The sequence below is a fragment of the Paenibacillus ilasis genome (assembly GCF_043195395.1).
In the GTDB taxonomy this organism is placed as follows: domain Bacteria; phylum Bacillota; class Bacilli; order Paenibacillales; family Paenibacillaceae; genus Paenibacillus_AQ; species Paenibacillus_AQ lautus.
Genome location: NZ_JBHDJG010000001.1, coordinates 1,494,678 through 1,511,848, shown reverse-complemented (window position 1 = coordinate 1,511,848; position 17,171 = coordinate 1,494,678). Strand labels below are relative to the sequence as shown.

Sequence of the window (17,171 nt, the reverse complement as noted above, 5' to 3'; positions counted from 1 at the left end):
ACACATCAAAAGACCCGTCCCACTGAAGCATGGCTGAACACCATGCCTTGGAAGGACGGGTCTTTAATATTAATTCTCCAAATGCTGCACGTTGTATAGTCTGGCATAACTTCCATCCAGATTCATCAGCTCGCCGTGCGTGCCTTGCTCTGTAATTCTCCCATTCTCCAGCACTACGATTTGATCGGCATGCGTAATGGTTGAAAGGCGATGAGCCACGATCAAAGTGGTGCGGTTGTTGGACAAGGACTGCAGCGCCTGCTGTATCAGATGCTCGGACTCCAGGTCCAGCGCCGAAGTCGCCTCATCCAGTACCAGAATGTCCGGATCCTTGAGGAAGACACGGGCGATCGCAAGTCTCTGCTTCTGCCCACCCGAGAGCTTGACGCCACGTTCACCCACTTCCGTCTCATAGCCCTGCGGCAGCTGGGTGATGAAATCATGCGCATTGGCGGCTTTGGCAGCGGCGACGATTCTCTCTTCATCCGCTTCCGGGTTGCCAAACAGAATATTTTCACGAACGGATCCGCTAAACAGGAAGTTGTCCTGCAGTACCATGCCAATCGATCCGCGCAAGCTGTCCAGCGTCAAATCCCTGACATCGTGACCATCCACCTTCACTGCTCCCTGCTGTACATCGTAAAATCTCGGTATCAATCCGATCAGGGACGATTTGCCGCCGCCGCTCATGCCGACAAATGCGACCGTTTGCCCCTGCTTGATGGTCAGGTTAATATCTTGCAGCACCCAGCCCGCGGCATCATTGTACTTGAAGCATACGCGGTCAAACTCGATCTGTCCCGCTGTCTTGAGCGTTTTGGCATCCGGACGGTCCACGATGTCATATGGCTCGTCCATGAGCTCCTTGACCCGCTCCAGCGACGCTGAGGCCTGCGTCAGCACCGTTGATGAGTTGATCAGGCGGCGCAGGGGTGCATACAGCCTGTCGAGATAGCCAAAGAAGGCAACAAACGTACCCAAGGTCAGATCTCCCTGAATCACCCGGTATCCCCCATAACCGATAACCAGAATAGGCGCAATATCGGTGAGCGTGTTAATAATGGAGAAGGTGAGCGCATTCCAGCGGGTTTGCGCCATCGCTTTTTTCAGAAAATTACCGTTGATGCCTTCAAACTTCTTCTGATCATAACGCTCAAGGGTGAAACTCCGGATGACCGAGATCCCTTGAATTCGCTCATGCAGGTACGCTTGAATGCCGGCAAGAGCCTGCGACCGGTCCTTGGTCAGACGCTTAAGCCGCTTATACAGCAAATTCACCGCTAACCCGTAGAGAGGAAGGATCGAGATGGCAACCAGCGTCAGAACGGGATTCATGAAGAACATAACGATTAATACGAACAGCAATGTAAACATATCCAGCCAGATATTCATCATACCGACTTCTACCAGGTTCTTGGATTGTTCCACATCATTGATAAAGCGCGATATCGCCTCGCCTACCTTGGTATTCTGATAGTAACGAAGGGATAGACGCTGCAGATGGGCATATAGCCGATTACGCATATCAAATAAAATACGGCTGGTAATGAATTGGGCAAAATACTGCCGCAAATATTCCACCGGACCACGCACAACGACAAACAGCACCAGCGTCCCGGCAAGAATCCACATCAGATCCTGGATTTTCTGTTCGATGGTCATCTGCTGGTTGATCAGCAGATCGTCCACGACATATTTCATGATCATGGGCAGTAATAACGGGATTGCAAATTTGATCATGCCGATAATAAGGGTCAGAATGATCCACTTCATATAGGGCTTAACGAATGGATAATAGATTTTCCATGATTTCAAAGGTGAGCACAGCCCCTTTCTTAAGCAACTTCCACGCGGTTGTTAGGCGACGGGCAGTTGACATTTATGAACTTCAATGCTTTATTAGTTCTAAACTTATGAATTGTATCATGTCTTGCAGGAGGATTTAGTCATGACCAGAATTTTCGTGACGGAGGCCGTCATGCTGGCCATTTACGGTCAGCTGTTAGTACCACCTAAACCCGTCGAGTATATCATTCCGTACACTACCATTTTGGAATTATATGAGCTTCATACCACCGAAGAACATCTCATGAATAGCAGTGCTGATGACCAGCACGTCAAGATAAAGATCGGCGAATTGATTTCCTATTTTGAAGAGCCGCTGAACAAAAAGAAAATCGAGCGCGCCCTGCAGGTTCCCTGGTCCAAGAGCCCTACCATTCCCGTGAGTGAAAGTACCCGGGTCTCGGTCATGAACACCATGGACACCGCACCCTATGGGGAATCCTTCGATCCTGTCGAAACCGAGCTGCTGCTGGCATCCCAAAGAGCCGAGGCTCCCATACTGACTGATCAATACGAATTGATTCAGCGTATCGTCGAAAGCGCTCTTCCCGTTCAGGTATTTGATATCGACGATTTTGACTTTGCTTTGGAGGTCCCGCTGTCCGGGCAGCCATAATGAATCATAGGTTCACACCTTCGCATGGCAAAAGGAGTCCCTTCCCCCCGGTTTGAATGGGGCAGGGACTCCTCATGTTGACCGAAAAAAATTCCCCGTGCGGGGAATTTAAGGCGTATAAAACTGCCACCACTAACTTAGCCTCAGCTGTTCTTATTTATCTTGTCCAGCAGGCGGACCGTGATCGCATCCATAACGGGCAATGCTTGAAAATCAAAATATTTAAGAGACACTTCCGTATTAGGGGACAAATGAATGGCACTGTGCAGACCGGTTGCCGCGTACACACCTATCACATAATACACTTCATCTCCACCAATTTGCTTCTTCATATACTCCGGACCAGACACAAGGTCCAAGAGTCGCATATCATCCGCTGTCAGGCCGCTCTCCTCCCACAGCTCTCTGGACGCTGTGTCTTCAAGAGCTTCGCCGGGCTTCAGGTTTCCGATTGGAAGTCCCCACTCGTCCTTGTTCTGCCGCTTCAGGAGCAGGATCTCTCCATTATCGTTCAGCACAAGCACCGCCGCTTTTACGCGGACCACCGAACGTTTGCCGATGTATTGGCGAATATCACGGTGATATACGCTCATCTTGGGAACCTCCTTTCCCTAGATGGCGCTGCAGTCTCTCATCAGGTTAATTTACTGCGCCCTCTTCTTCATAAATATACGAAATGTCATCCAAGGATTCCTCATATTTCACGCGAAGCGTATACCCCTTCAAATACCATAAATCCTGTTCTTCCATAAAGAATGTTACCTCTTCGGAACGCTCCGTCAGTCCCGCTTCTCTTGGTTCTTCTACCGAAATACCGAGCGAAAAGCCGGGATGGAGGCCTCCGCCTGAGCTATATCGTGGAAAGAAGCGAACGAACGTGCCTGCCTGAAGGTCAAGTTCCTTCTTGTACCACCGTGCCGCCTGATCGCTGACTTGAATTTGCATGTGTCGTACACCCTCCTTAGACGTCATATGATGTTGACCCCTATCTGTTAGCAGACCGGAGATCTTAGGGACGGTATCCATATTTAGTTGCAATATTATCATAACGCATACGTACGTTAGGATACAAATCATTTTGATAATAAAATAGTGACATAAGGTTCTAACCTACCTTCACTATCGAATATCTTACGATGATCCTGAAAAATAAGTTTGACACATTCCAGTTCATGGTGATAAAATTCAGTAGATCGATTTGAATAAAATGTAAATTACGAAGAAAGGGTGAGTGACATGTTTAAATTGTTTGCGATGGATCAAGATCATCAGGATCATCATTTCCTACAATTAAATATGGATCGACTCCCCAATGGTGCTGTCTCATCATCATCAAGCCTCGTTCATTCATTGCCAGAATGATCAGAACGAAGCTGCTAACCGTTGCACGGAAGTCATGATCACCGTGCGTATGATAAGTTCAAAATTAATGAAGCATATCGTCCGTCGCCGGATGATGTGCTTTTTTTGGTTTTTACGGATGATATGATGCCAGAACGACCTACGAAAGGAAGGGATAATGTGTTTGCTGTACTTAAAAATTTAGGCTGGTTTTTCAAGCAAGAGAAAAAGCGTTACTTGATCGGCCTTGCGCTTCTCATCTTTTGCGGACTGGTAGAGCTACTGCCGCCGCTTCTGCTCGGAAACGCGATTGACGATATCGTCAGCAGTTCTATAACGTGGGCCTCCCTCGTCCAATATCTGCTCATGATTCTCGGTATCGTTGCTGTCGTGTACTGTGCCACTTACATATGGATGCACCGTTTATTCGGAGGAGCGAACCTCGTGGAACGCCTGCTCCGTACCCGGTACATGAACCATTTGCTGCGGATGCTTCCGCCGTTTTTTGAACGTAACCGTACCGGAGATCTTATGGCAAAAGCCACGAATGATCTTCGCTCCGTGGCAGCAACTGCCGGCTTCGGGATGCTCGTCATGACCGACTCCACCATCTACTTGATTGTCGTTCTCTTCGCTATGGGTTTCATTGTCAGCTGGAAGCTGACATTGGCGGCCATTCTGCCCATGCCGATCATCGCCATTGGCATGGTCATCTACGGAAGAGCCATTCATAAACGCTACACGCTGGCCCAGGATGCCTTCGGTGACATGAACGACCAGGTTCTGGAGTCCGTAGCCGGTGTGCGTGTCGTCCGCGCTTATGTACAAGAACGCGCCGATCAGCAGCGCTTCCAGGACATTACGGATGACGTATATCGTAAAAATCTGGCGGTAGCCAAAGTGGACGCCTTATTTGAACCAACCATCAATTTCTCCATCGGTCTCAGTTACGTCATCGGTTTAGCCTACGGTGTGTACCTGGTGTTCCAGAATCAAATCACACTCGGAGATCTCGTATCGTTCAACATGTACCTCGGGATGATGATTTGGCCGATGTTCGCCATTGGGGAATTGATTAACATTATGCAGCGCGGAAACGCTTCGCTGGATCGGGTCAACGAAACCTTAAAGACCCCGCCGGATGTTACCGACGCCGCAAATCCTGCAGACGTGAAGATACCGGATACGATTCAATTTAAGGATGTCACTTTCCGTTACCCGACCTCTACGATTGATAATTTGAAAAATATTAACTTTACGCTGCAAAAAGGCCAGACGCTCGGCGTCGTAGGACGCACGGGCAGCGGCAAATCGACGCTGCTGAAGCAGCTTCTTCATGAGTACCCTACCGGGACCGGCGATATCCTCATTTCCGATATCCCCATGGAGATGCTGGCAACCGACCAGCTCCACAGCTGGATCGGATATGTGCCGCAGGAGCAGATCTTGTTCTCCAAGACGGTACGTCAGAACATCCAATTCGGCAAAAAGGATGCCAGCGACGAACGGATTATGGAAGCCATCACCACCGCCGCCTTTGACCGCGATTTGGTTACCCTGTCCGATGGCCTTGATACCCTTGTAGGCGAAAAAGGCGTTGCGCTGTCCGGCGGGCAAAAACAAAGGGTCTCACTGGCCCGAGCTTTTATTGGCGACCCTGAAATCTTAATATTGGACGATTCCTTGTCCGCTGTGGACGCCCGGACGGAAGCCAGAATCATCGATAATATCCGGAGCAAACGCGCCGGTAAAACGACCCTGATCTCCACGCATCGACTCTCGGCCGTTCAGCATGCCGATATGATCGTGGTGCTGGAGGACGGTCGAATCACGGAGCAAGGAACCCATGATGAACTGCTGGAGCTCGGCGGCTGGTACCGTGAGCAATTCGAACGCCAGCAGGTAGAAAACAATCTGACCTCGGAGGAGGTGTCTTAATTGACTCCAAGCGATACAACCATATCGAATGAATCCGGAATTGCCAAACGGCTGTTCCGCTATGCTTTAACGGCCAAGGGCACCTTCATTACCGCCTTGATTCTGCTGGCCATCGGCGTTGCCGCAGAGCTTGCTGGCCCCTTCATCGCAAAAACGATGATCGATGAGCATATTCTGGGCATCGAGCGGCCTTATTACGAGACGACGAACGCCCAGGGCGCCGCATCCTATAACGGGACTTATTATAAACGCGAGGATCGCTTTCAAGAAGGCGAGACGCGAGGACAGGAAGTACGCCTCGTTCAGGCTGGCCGCAGCTTCTTTTTCATTGATGAGCCGGTAACCCGAACCGAAGGAAACCGTTCCTTCCAGGATGGTGTATTGACAATTTCCTATGCCTCGGAAGAACTGCAATATCCGGCCATCAAATTAACCAAAGAACAGCTGTTTGAATTTTATAAACCCGAGCTGCCCAGCATTTACAAGCTCGTCGGCCTGTTCCTGATCTGTCTGCTGATCTCCATGATTACGGTATTCGGCAGAACCTACTGGCTGCAATCGGCAGCCAATCGGGTCATTCAAAAGCTGCGTACCGATGTATATGCCCATATTCAGCGGCTGCCCGTCAACTTCTTTGATAATCTGCCGGCAGGCAAAGTCGTTTCCCGGGTAACCAATGATACCGAAGCGGTAAAGGATCTGTTTGTTGCGGTATTATCCAACTTCAGCTCCGGTGCCGTGTATATTACGGGTGTCTATGTCGCCTTGTTCCTTCTGGACGTCAGACTGGGCTTGATCAGTTTGTTTGTTATCCCGATGTTGATTGTATGGACCATCCTGTACCGCAAATTTGCAACCAAATACAATACGGTCATCCGCTCCCGGCTGAGCGAGATCAACGCCATCATTAATGAATCCATTCAGGGTATGGCCATCATCCGTGTATTCCGCCGCCAAAAAGCGACCCAAGAAGAGTTCGAAGCGCTGAATGCGGACTATATGGCTCATCAGAACAAAATGCTCAATCTGAACTCCTTCACCACGCACAACCTGGTGAATGTGCTGCGTAACGTTTCCTTTGTGGTAGTTCTCTGGTATTTCGGTTCTGCATCATTGAACGGTGCCGGCATCGTCTCGATTGGCGTCCTCTACGCCTTCGTTGATCTGCTTGGCCGCATGTTCCAGCCGATAACGGGCATGGTTAACCAGCTGGCCGCGCTCGATACCTCCATCGTCTCCGCCAAACGGGTATTTGAGCTGATGGATGAAACAGGCGAGAAAGTAACGGACGGCAGCATGCCGCGATATTTAGGAAATGTGGAGTTCCAAAACGTATCCTTCGCGTACAAGAAGGACTATGTGCTTAAAGACATTTCATTTGAAGCGAGGCAGGGCCAAACCGTGGCGCTTGTGGGTCATACCGGCTCCGGCAAAAGCTCCATCATCAATCTGCTGTTCCGCTTCTATGATCCGCAGAAAGGCACGATTACCATTGATGGGCAGCCCGTTACCGATATTCCAAAGCAATGGCTCCGCAAGCATATGGGCATCGTGCTGCAAGACCCCTACCTGTTCACTGGCACGATTGCTTCGAATGTTAGCCTGGGTGATCCGGGCATTACACGGGACCAGGTGGAGCAGGCGCTGCGCGACGTAGGGGCCGACCGGCTGCTCGCTCATCTTCCTCAAGGCTTTGATGAGCCAGTGCTAGAGAAAGGCAGCACACTGTCCGCCGGGCAGCGCCAGTTAATCTCCTTTGCCCGGGCTCTTGCGTTCAATCCGGCCATACTGATTCTCGATGAAGCCACCGCTAACATCGATACGGAGACGGAAGCCTTAATTCAGGAAGCCCTGGAGGTGCTAAAGCGAGGACGCACGACCTTTATCATCGCCCACCGCTTATCCACGATCCGCAGCGCCGATCAGATTCTGGTCCTTCACCGCGGAGAAATTGTGGAACAAGGTTCCCATGACGAGTTGATGGCCCTGGGCGGAAGATATTTTAAAATGTACCAACTTCAGCAAGGAAGCTCGGCTTCGGTTCCAGAGACGAAGGAAACGGTGCTTACCGCTTCCAACAGCAAGCTGGCCGGTGGCCACGTGTAGACCAAGTTAGGTGAAACTAACGCAGTAGTATTAGAAAAACGTCTATCGACGTGCACAGAAGACAGACCTCTGCTTGAGGTAGTTTTCCTGCGATATCAGGAAGGTCCCTGCTTCGAAGTTTATTCTTTCTGCATCTAAAAAAGGCTGTCCCCTATCGAATGTAACATTCGCTTGGGAACAGCCTTCTTTTTTACCTTGTATTCTGGCGGTACATGACAAGCATCACTTTGCCGAATCAAGGGTAATTTCAGCTTTGACCGTGATTTTGGTGTACTTGGAAGGCACGAGCACGTCATCCGAAGATTTGGAGATGACTTGCGGGTACATTTTGTCCGGATCGGGTTGAAGAACTTTGTAGTAGATCACGGCTTCGGTATCGCTAACATAGTCGACCGACGTAATTTTAATGCCGTACCCCGGATTCGGTAAGTCTTCCTTGGTTACCGTGACTTTGTTCTGCGCATCATCCACCTTAACGACGCTTGTACTCACAGACGGGTCAGATTGTCCCGGCTCCTCGGGTATCATGTTCTTCTGATGCTCCTCAATGAATCGGATGGAATTGTACGCAAGCTCTGCCGCTTCAATTCGTGTTAAACTCTTCGTTGGGTGGAACTTGGCGTTAGCGTCGAGCTCAGCAATCTTCGTTAACAGCAGGAACTGCACCGCTCCTCTGCTCTCCTCTTTCATCAGATCCTCGTCGGCCACATGCAGATACATCATGACCACGGGATAATTTCCGGTCTTCTGAATCGCTTCCGAGAGCAATGTCGCAAACCCTTCACGGGTTATCGGCTCGTTCCATTTCATGTCTGCCGATACGGACAATCCGTTCTGAGCCGCTATATTCACAGCATCAGCGAACCAGGCATCCTTCGGCACACTGTCAAACGAACGGCCCGTAAAATTCGGTTGTACCTTCAGATCGGCAACATTCACAATCATCTGCACCGCTTGGGCAGTCGTTATTGTTTTGGCCGGAGCGAATTTGTCGGCACTAACTCCTTGAATAATTCCTTTCGATTGCAGCTCCTTCACCATTTGCAATGGCTTCTCCTCTTGAATATCGCTGAATGCAGAGGCGGCGCCGGCACCGAGCAATGACGAAGTGACAAGCATTGCAGTTAACAATTTCGTAGTTTTTTTCATAATTACACCTCCTAATCTTTCTGACGCAGAGGTGCTGGAATATGTTTCATCTCAGCCCTAATTTATTTTACACGCTTTTTTCGCTGTCCAGGCCAAGCTTTACATACATTTCACGGGAATAACCCTGCAGCTTCTGCTCCAGCGCCTGAGCCTGGTCCTTAAATGCGGTCAGCTCCCGAATCATTCGGGAACGGCCAGCCGGGCTGAACGTCTCATGAATCCGCTCTTTGAAATAATCATGAACGATATAGTTACGCTGCTTCCAGACCTCTTTTAACTGAACCGTTTCTTCTTCGGAGAATGGAAAGTAATGCTGGATCTCGTGTACCAGTTGGCCCAGAGAGCTGCTTAATTTCCGCTGATATAATTGGGTGAAATCTTCTTCTGAAGGCACATTCCCTTGGGAAAGCTTAATCAGCATCAACAGATTCGCGAGCTGCTGCTCCAGCGCTTGTGAATAATACACCGCTAATCCGAAATAGGCAAACAGCTCTTTGGAGTGGTCACTGTCCATCAGTCGAGATTGTTTCATGGTATCCTCCTCTAGTATTGGCTGTCTTTACCGTTTCTATTTGTGTATATCCCTATGGTAAAGGAAGATTACTCCTACTTCAACCTACTTTTCGGATCATGCTTGCCGCATCCTTACGGCAGGCGTTCCATAGATAAACAGCCAGCAAAATGAAGCTGTATATGAACGTATATGCAATCGTCATGAATAATACGGACCGGGAACGCTCGTCAGCATGAATGAGCATATCAATCATAACAGAGACAGGCGGCAGCACATAAGGAACCATTCTCAAATAGACAATATCATCCTGAACGATGGACTGCCCGGCTAATGAAATAACGATAACGATTAACAGCAAACCTGCCGCTCTTCCCTGATTCTCCATAAAGCCAAGCTGAAAAAATACGGAAAGTGAAATGCCGAGCAAGGACAATGCAGCATGGCCCAGAAAACCCAGAGCAAACTGAGATAATGTCATCGGCTTATCAAACATTCCAAATACGATCGGATAAAAGACAGCCAATAAACTGAATAGAATCGATAGAAGACTTACGGTTAAATATTGGGCGGCATAATATCGTATGGCCTTCCCGCTATGAACGATGAGGAGCATCGTTTGACGCCCTTGATCATGATTGAGAAAGTTCAAACCAAGCCAAGCTGAGCCGACAAACAGAAATGCAGCCGTTACGGCATAACTGTCCATGATCGGGTTGGGCCGGTAGGAGTAGATAAACACCACCGATATCAATATAAAAGCAATCGGCGCAAAATATCGATAGGATCTCGTGTAGCTGGCAAGCATGTAATGAATCAATGATCCCATTATGCTCCCTCCCCTTGTATTGATTGACCGGGGGTTGAGTGCACTTGCTCTGCCCTCTCTCCGCTCCAGGGCTCCAGCCGTGTCAGCGAACCGCCTGACTGTAAAATATCCAGCAGCATTTCATCCGCGACCTGCCGTGAGACTACCATCGATGCAGGATTACCTCTCGATATCCAATAGTGAAATCCTGAACGGCGTTCCAGTTCCAGCATTTTGTCCTGGGTAACACGCGTGAATTCCAACTTCATCCGTCCCATCTCTGAACCGGTTTCCAGCATTCCGTCCCGTTCGATCAGCCCCCGGCGGAGTTGCGTTACCCGGTCGGCCAGCGAAGCAATAAGCAGCGGCTCGTGTACGGACATTACGATCGCTGTCCCTTGTCTTTTGATTTCACTTAGTATGCCAATCATCTCCATTTGGGAAGGCTCGTCCAATCCCGATAGTGGCTCATCCAGAACCAATAGATCGGGCTGACGAAGCAGGGCCTGCATGATATTGACTTTTTGCAGCATACCCTTGGAACATAATGTCATCTTCATGTCCTGCAGCTGAAACACATTCAGCATCGCATCAATTCGCTTCCCCGCTTCTTGCTTGTTCATGCCCTGAATGCTGGCCATATGACGCAAATATTCGGAAGGATGAAACCGAAGCGCAGGAAAGCGCTCCGGAACATACCCGACGCGGAGCGAGGATTCGTACTCGACCCGGGATCCTTCCGATGGGATAGCAAGCCCGGCTATTATGTGCAGCAGGGTGCTCTTTCCCGCACCATTGCTTCCCGTAATAGCGACGCATTCGGCTCGGGAAATGCTCCAATTGATGTTATGTAAGACGGCGAATTTGCCGAAACGCTTGTTTATTCCGTTCAATTCCAACAGCTCCTGCAAACATTTCAACTCCTGTTCACGTATTCTGGTGCTGTATGTATTGTAGATCTATTTTACCTGTAAACACAACATCGCAAGCTCGGTAGACAAAGGTCTCATCATGACATGACAGTAACACGACATATATGTACTTCAAGACGGCTCTATCTTCCGAAACTTGACATAAATCCAGAAGATTAGCGTTAGGTTGCCATGTTCAAAATGGCATTCGAAGCACCGATCAGGAAAGACGATAAAACATAGCGAAGACGGCCCAGAAGGCCGCCTTTTTGTTTATTCACTCTTAAGTTTAACTTGCTAGAACTCAGCTTGCCTAGAACGCGGGTCTCCGGCTGCCCCCATCCGTTTTTCTTGCCATTACCGCAGCCGACCAGTGCAGCAGACATCCAAAGCGTAGAGATTAACAGCATCATGCCAAACCTGATCCTCTTCATCATCACATTGCCCCCTGTATTTGGTAGTAGTGAACATTTTAGACTCCTACAATTGTTAAACGATATTCAATAATTAATGAGTGATAATGAACTTATCAACGCTTACACAATTAGAGGTCTATACTTTTTTATATTTTACACAAAATTCTTGAACTAGATTCAATATTGATGCGGGTGAGGGTCTCCTTTTCCCCTCTATTCACTCATTTCATTCAGGTATTTTTCAAGCACGATCGTTCCGGCCCCAATGATACCGGCATGCTCTCCCAACTCGGATGGCTGAAGCACGATTTTATTATGGAAGCTGGACAGGCTTCTGTTATAGGATGTTTCTTTTACATATTCGAAGAAATCCGGATACCGGTTAGCGAGAACCCCGCCAATGATGATGGTCTCCGGCGTCAGCAGATTAATGACATTAGCCAGCGAAATGCCAACATAGCGTGCCGATTCGTTCAGCATATTGGCGGCTAATTGATCTCCATCCAGACCGGCCGTAATCACATCGGTGACGTCCAAACCGCGGTCATTGCCATCATACGAGGATTTAAGAGAACTGGCAGCTCCGCGCCGCAGCTCCTCTCCGACTCTGCGGACAATAGCAATACCCGATGCAATCGCTTCAAGGCAGCCGTAATTGCCGCAATTGCAACGCGGACCGTCAATATCGATCGTACAGTGCCCGATCTCACCCGCTCCAAAAGGGTAACCCTGATATATTTTTTGATTGAAGATCAGTCCGCTCCCGATCCCGATATCGGCATCCACATACACCAAATTGTTGAAATGCCTGCCGTTACCGTACCATAACTCACCGAGTGCCATCACGTTAGCGTCCTTCTCGATTTGGGTTGGAAGCTCCGTATTCTCCTCGATCAGTCCCTTTAATCGTACCTGATGCAGCCCGGGAAGGTTGGGCGGTGTCAATATCCTGCCTTGTTCCGGATCGAGCGGTCCCGGAGCTCCCACGCCAATACCAATGATTTGGGACTTCAGGCCCGACTCGTCCAATACGGCTTGGATCGTGGAGATAATCATATTCACAACGCTACCGCGATTGGTATTATCTTCGAAGGAGCAGCGTTTCTCCATCATCGCTTTTCCCTGCAAATTAATGACGGCCGCCTTTACGGAGGATGCGCTGATATGTACTCCGACCGTGTAAATATCGCCGGGATTCAAGGAGATGAGTTTGGGCTTCCTGCCGCGGCTGGAATCGTCATAAAATCCGGCTTCAATAATCAATCGATCCTTCATCAGCTCTTCCACCAGATTATTAACGGCAGTAAACGTTAAATTCATCTTGGCCGCGATTTCCGCTTTCGTTAAACTGCCGTAGTCACGAAGCAGCCCGATAATGCCGATACGATTCAGGTTCCGGACATGCCGATTGTTCTTACCAACTGAATTGTTCATGTTAAAACCTCATTCTTTTACCAATAATTGTACTTGCTTTCTCACACATCTATCATAGGGGAAAATTCAGAGTTAGTAAAATCCATTCCCTCAGGCTCCAACTAAAAAGCCTGATTTCCTCTTCGGAAATCAGGCTTTGTTATATCAACCGATGGTGACTTGTCTTACATGTGATTTAGCATTTCGCGGCATGCTTCGGCACATTTCCGGCACGCCTCGGCACATTGTTTGCAATGCTCGTGATCATGCTTTCCGCACTCTTCGGCGCAAGCAAGACACGCCTTCATGCACAGCTCGCAAATTTCCTTAACGTATGGGCTTTTTCGTGACATGGCTTGAGCCGCAAACGCGCATATATCGGCACACTCTCTGTCGAGTGATATACAATCGCGAAGCTTGGCCAGTTCGTATTCTTTCAGACAGGACACATAGCATACATTGCAAGCGTTCATACATTGGAGACATGCTTCGATGCATTCATTATATTTGAGTTCATTTAACATTGGATAGATCCTCCTTGTAGTTATTACGCTATGCCTTTGTATTAAACGCTCGACTGCCCTCTGAATCAAACATTTGCCAGAAAGACCCAAGGTACAATTGCCCAATATGATCAGGAGATTGTTGACTTATGCCCGACTTGCCTTCCCCTCCAGCATTTCAAGCTGCTCCCGCAGCAGTGATTTCTGAAAATGCTCCCCGATAAACACCACCACATCCGGTACTTGGCCCTGGGGCGTTATTTTCATAAAATCGGATTCGCGGAACGCGTACTGGAACAAAAAACGGCTGTTGGTATCGCTAAAGGTGAGAATCCCTTTGGCCCGGTATACATCCCTTGGCAGCCCGGCTATCAATCGTTCAAAGTCCACGCTGTTTACCGGATGGCTGAAATAGTATGTGTACGACATGACATGATCATGAGAACCATGATCATGTGCATGGTCGTGGTTGTGGAGATGCTCATGGCTGTGGTCATGCTCATCCCTGTGGGTATGGTCATGGTGGTTGGCATGTTCGTGCTTATCTGCATGCTCTCGGGCTTCCCTGCCCTCTCGATCATGCGCGTGCGAATGCTCATCCTGGCCATGTGGACCGCTCTGCAGCAGTTCTTCAAGATTCAAGTCGCAGCGCACCGCGGGCATAATCGGAGCATGCGGATTCCACCGCTTCACCAGCTCTCGAATCGTCTCTCTGTCCCGGTCCTCGACCAGGTCCATTTTATTAAGGACGAGCGCGGAGGCTGCGCGAATCTGCTCCTGCATCAACCGGTAGGTCTTTCCCTTCTGCTCTATGTTCAAATGCAGCAGATGCGCGGCATCCACGACGGTGATTAGTTTTTTCACGTCAATCCTCATGTATAAAGCAGCTTCCGCGGCCGCGTCCAAAATTTCCATCGGATTGGCGATTCCCGTCGCTTCGATAACGATGACATCCGGCTGCTCCTGCTGGATGAGCATCGCGATTTCGGATGATAAATCGGAACGAATGGTACAACAGATGCAGCCGCTCAGCATCTCTGCCGTCGGCACCGCTTCATCGGCTGCCAGCCCTTCAATGTTAACCTCGCCGATCTCGTTCATGACAATGGCCGGCCGCAATCCCTGCTGCTTGAAGGAGGCAATGAGGCGGCTAAGCAATGTCGTTTTTCCACTGCCGAGAAAACCTGATAAAATATAAATGGGTGTTACGTGCTCCACGTTCCATACTCCTTTACGCACATTTGTTTATTATGCTAGCGAGTGTACTACATTTCATCCGTCTACCGCAAGCGTCCCGCCATTAACTGAACAGGAGTTGTCATAACGCATGAATTCGACGCAAGAACATAAACAGCAATCCCCCGCTTCCGTGAACTGTATGGTGATTACGGTTTCGGACACGCGGACGAAGGACACGGACAAGAGCGGCAAACTGATGATCGGCTTGCTCGAAGAAGCCGGACATGCCGTCGTGGCATACAGCATTGTTCCAGACGACTACGAAACGATCCGTGAAACGATTTATTCCGCGGCCAGCGCTTCGGAGATCGATATCGTGTTACTAACCGGCGGAACAGGCATCTCAAGCCGGGATACCACCTATGAAGCGGTCTCTTCACTGCTCGATAAGGAACTCCCCGGATTCGGCGAAATCTTCCGCTTCCTCAGCTTTACTGAGGATATTGGGTCTGCGGCCATTTTGAGCCGCGCGATCGGTGGCACGTTAAGCAACACCGCAGTCTTCTCGATGCCGGGTTCTACTGGAGCTGTGAAGCTTGCGATGAACCGTATTCTGCTGCCTGAGCTGCGGCACATCAAATATGAGCTGGATAAACACAGATCATAACAAAAGCCGGGCACCATGCGAAAGGCCGGATGCATACGTGCATCCGGCCTTTTCTCCACTCTAACTGCTGGCGCGTCGTTGATGTTTGGCGAGCAGGGAGGGCGCTATTTTTTTGACCTGGTCATAATAGTTATCCGTTTTGTCGCCCGTCGACGTATATACGATGGACGTTTCCTGGTCGCTCACGATCAGGTTATGCCCGCCGGCCGCATTGGCATCCCCTTCTGCAACGCCGTATATCTCCTTGATCCCTTTTTCCCTGGCCGCTTGATCCTGATAGACATACACGGTAATAAACTGGCTTGCATCATAATTGATCCGGTATTGATACGTGATATTGCCGACGTTGTCCTCCGCATAGGTTTCGTTGGTCAACGGCATGCCCACCTGGTTGAACGAGGCTTGGAGATCCTCAAGGAATTTTCCGTTCAAGCCCCGCCCCGATATGCGGGCCTCCCTGGAACCTTCCTCGTAAGCCCTCATGTTATATAGGCGCATCTCGTCCCTGGCCACCTGCCGGGAACAACCGACCGATATGACAAGAATGGAACAAAGCAATAAAGCGGTAACGATTCTGCGGTAATTCATGTTCACTCACCCTTCCTTAGGTGTCAAAGGTTGCCTTCCCTTAGGATGCCTGCGGGTGAGGAACATTATGCGAATTTCAAGCCAATTATTATAGAGCGATGACGCTTCTTCCAACCGCCCCGCCCTGCAGGATGGTGTTCAGCACTTCAGGCAGATCGGTTAGTCTGTATTCCGTAATTCCTTCTTGAAGCACGGATGCCGGCTTCCATTCACCGGCCAGCTTCGACCATACCGAGCGGCGGTAGGCCATAGGGCAGTATACCGAATCGATTCCGAGGAGATTGATGCCTCTAAGGATAAACGGAAACACCGTCGCATCAAAAGCACCGCCGCCTGTCATACCGGAAACAGCGACGCTTCCTCCATATTTTACGCTTTTCAGAAGCGAACCCAGTTGGTTGCCTCCGACCGGATCTACCACTGCTGCCCATCGCTCGGCAGAGATGGCTCCCTTGGAGGCTGCCACAGCTTCTTCCCTTGATATCACTTCATGGGCTCCCAGCTGTAAGAGCCAGTCCCTTTGACTGGATTTCCCTGTGGATGCCGTCACGCGATAGCCTAACTGACTGAGGATGGACACTGCGAAGCTGCCCACTCCCCCCGTCGCGCCCGTAACCAGGACGGGACCCTGCTCCTGCTGCAGGCCATTCCGTAACAAGGCCTCTATCGATAATGCAGCCGTAAAACCTGCGGTTCCGATGGCCATCGCATCACGCGGGGACAAACCCTGCGGCAGCGGGACGAGCCATTCTCCCTTAACCCGTGCGTACTGGCTGAACCCGCCTTCGTGAGATACCCCTAATTCATAACCGGTACAGAGGACGGAATCGCCTTCCTTGTAATTTGCATGAGTGGAATGCACAACTGTTCCTGCTAGATCAATGCCCGGAATGAACGGGTACCGGCGAACAATTTTTCCTTCCGGTATGCTGGCCAGCCCGTCTTTATAGTTAACCCCGCTGTATAACACCCGGACAATAACGTCACCTTCGGGCAGTTGCTTCAAACTCAGGTTCTCCACGCTGCCGCGAACCCCTTGCTCATCTTGACGCAGCACGTAGGCCTGAAAGTCGGTTTCGTTGTACATATGTATCACTCCTTAGGTTAGTGGTGGTATTACTGGTCTATCCATCAGGATCTGCACTATGAATGTCGAAGCGTCATCCATACACTCGGAATA

The 17,171-nt window shown here is 49.7% G+C and carries 17 protein-coding genes; 4 read left to right on the top strand and 13 right to left on the bottom strand.

The features are described from left to right. Positions 1-69 precede the first annotated feature (69 nt). On the bottom strand, positions 70-1,815 hold the full coding sequence (locus tag ACETK5_RS07305) for an ABC transporter ATP-binding protein (RefSeq protein WP_394054845.1): 1,746 nt from the start codon (positions 1,813-1,815) through the stop codon (positions 70-72). A 133-nt stretch (positions 1,816-1,948) separates the two neighbouring features. Between ACETK5_RS07305 and ACETK5_RS07300 the strand changes: the two genes are divergently transcribed. After that, positions 1,949-2,461 carry an ADP-heptose synthase gene (locus ACETK5_RS07300; RefSeq protein ID WP_394054843.1) on the top strand — a complete coding sequence of 171 codons (513 nt, stop codon included), beginning with the start codon at positions 1,949-1,951 and terminating at the stop codon, positions 2,459-2,461. 143 nt (positions 2,462-2,604) lie between these two features. On the opposite strand, the gene ACETK5_RS07295 is transcribed toward ACETK5_RS07300, so the two are convergent. Further along, on the bottom strand, positions 2,605-3,054 hold the full coding sequence (locus tag ACETK5_RS07295) for an NUDIX domain-containing protein (RefSeq protein WP_100537989.1): 450 nt from the start codon (positions 3,052-3,054) through the stop codon (positions 2,605-2,607). Between the two features lie 46 nt (positions 3,055-3,100). After that, entirely contained in the window at positions 3,101-3,406 is a 306-nt protein-coding gene (locus ACETK5_RS07290) for a HesB/YadR/YfhF family protein (protein ID WP_100537990.1), read from the bottom strand. A 576-nt stretch (positions 3,407-3,982) separates the two neighbouring features. On the opposite strand from ACETK5_RS07290, the gene ACETK5_RS07285 reads away from it, so the two are divergent. Together ACETK5_RS07285 and ACETK5_RS07280 are read left to right on the top strand one after the other, a co-directional pair. After that, positions 3,983-5,740 carry an ABC transporter ATP-binding protein gene (locus tag ACETK5_RS07285; RefSeq protein WP_394054841.1) on the top strand — a complete coding sequence of 586 codons (1,758 nt, stop codon included), beginning with the start codon at positions 3,983-3,985 and terminating at the stop codon, positions 5,738-5,740. After that, positions 5,741-7,846 carry an ABC transporter ATP-binding protein gene (locus ACETK5_RS07280; RefSeq protein ID WP_326120162.1) on the top strand — a complete coding sequence of 702 codons (2,106 nt, stop codon included), beginning with the start codon at positions 5,741-5,743 and terminating at the stop codon, positions 7,844-7,846. 222 nt (positions 7,847-8,068) lie between these two features. On the opposite strand, the gene ACETK5_RS07275 is transcribed toward ACETK5_RS07280, so the two are convergent. The 8 genes from ACETK5_RS07275 to ACETK5_RS07240 all read right to left on the bottom strand — a co-directional run bounded on the left by ACETK5_RS07275 (position 8,069) and on the right by ACETK5_RS07240 (position 14,775). Next, entirely contained in the window at positions 8,069-8,995 is a 927-nt protein-coding gene (locus ACETK5_RS07275) for an S-layer homology domain-containing protein (protein WP_394054838.1), read from the bottom strand. A gap of 67 nt (positions 8,996-9,062) precedes the next feature. Beyond that, positions 9,063-9,527 (bottom strand): hypothetical protein, encoded by a 465-nt coding sequence (locus ACETK5_RS07270; RefSeq protein WP_100537993.1) that lies wholly within the window; start codon positions 9,525-9,527, stop codon positions 9,063-9,065. Between the two features lie 79 nt (positions 9,528-9,606). Next, positions 9,607-10,335, bottom strand: coding sequence for a hypothetical protein (locus ACETK5_RS07265; RefSeq protein WP_243390762.1), 729 nt, complete (start codon positions 10,333-10,335; stop codon positions 9,607-9,609). Further along, positions 10,335-11,225, bottom strand: a complete 891-nt coding sequence (locus ACETK5_RS07260; protein WP_394054836.1) for an ABC transporter ATP-binding protein — start codon at positions 11,223-11,225, stop codon at positions 10,335-10,337. Before ACETK5_RS07260 ends, ACETK5_RS07265 begins: the two co-directional genes overlap by 1 nt. A 182-nt stretch (positions 11,226-11,407) precedes the next feature. Next, on the bottom strand, positions 11,408-11,659 hold the full coding sequence (locus tag ACETK5_RS07255; protein ID WP_394054834.1) for a hypothetical protein: 252 nt from the start codon (positions 11,657-11,659) through the stop codon (positions 11,408-11,410). 195 nt (positions 11,660-11,854) lie between these two features. Then, positions 11,855-13,075, bottom strand: coding sequence for an ROK family protein (locus ACETK5_RS07250; protein ID WP_326113016.1), 1,221 nt, complete (start codon positions 13,073-13,075; stop codon positions 11,855-11,857). A gap of 164 nt (positions 13,076-13,239) precedes the next feature. Continuing rightward, positions 13,240-13,578, bottom strand: coding sequence for a four-helix bundle copper-binding protein (locus ACETK5_RS07245; RefSeq protein WP_394054832.1), 339 nt, complete (start codon positions 13,576-13,578; stop codon positions 13,240-13,242). Between the two features lie 126 nt (positions 13,579-13,704). Then, positions 13,705-14,775, bottom strand: coding sequence for a CobW family GTP-binding protein (locus ACETK5_RS07240; RefSeq protein ID WP_394054830.1), 1,071 nt, complete (start codon positions 14,773-14,775; stop codon positions 13,705-13,707). Between the two features lie 109 nt (positions 14,776-14,884). Between ACETK5_RS07240 and ACETK5_RS07235 the strand changes: the two genes are divergently transcribed. After that, complete coding sequence (locus tag ACETK5_RS07235; protein ID WP_394054828.1) at positions 14,885-15,403, top strand: MogA/MoaB family molybdenum cofactor biosynthesis protein; 519 nt, start codon at positions 14,885-14,887, stop codon at positions 15,401-15,403. Positions 15,404-15,463: 60 nt separating this feature from the next. On the opposite strand, the gene ACETK5_RS07230 is transcribed toward ACETK5_RS07235, so the two are convergent. Then, positions 15,464-15,991, bottom strand: coding sequence for a hypothetical protein (locus ACETK5_RS07230; RefSeq protein ID WP_100538001.1), 528 nt, complete (start codon positions 15,989-15,991; stop codon positions 15,464-15,466). 88 nt (positions 15,992-16,079) lie between these two features. Beyond that, a complete protein-coding gene (locus tag ACETK5_RS07225; protein ID WP_326120154.1) occupies positions 16,080-17,078 on the bottom strand; it encodes an NADPH:quinone oxidoreductase family protein in 999 nt (332 codons plus the stop codon). Positions 17,079-17,171 lie beyond the last annotated feature (93 nt).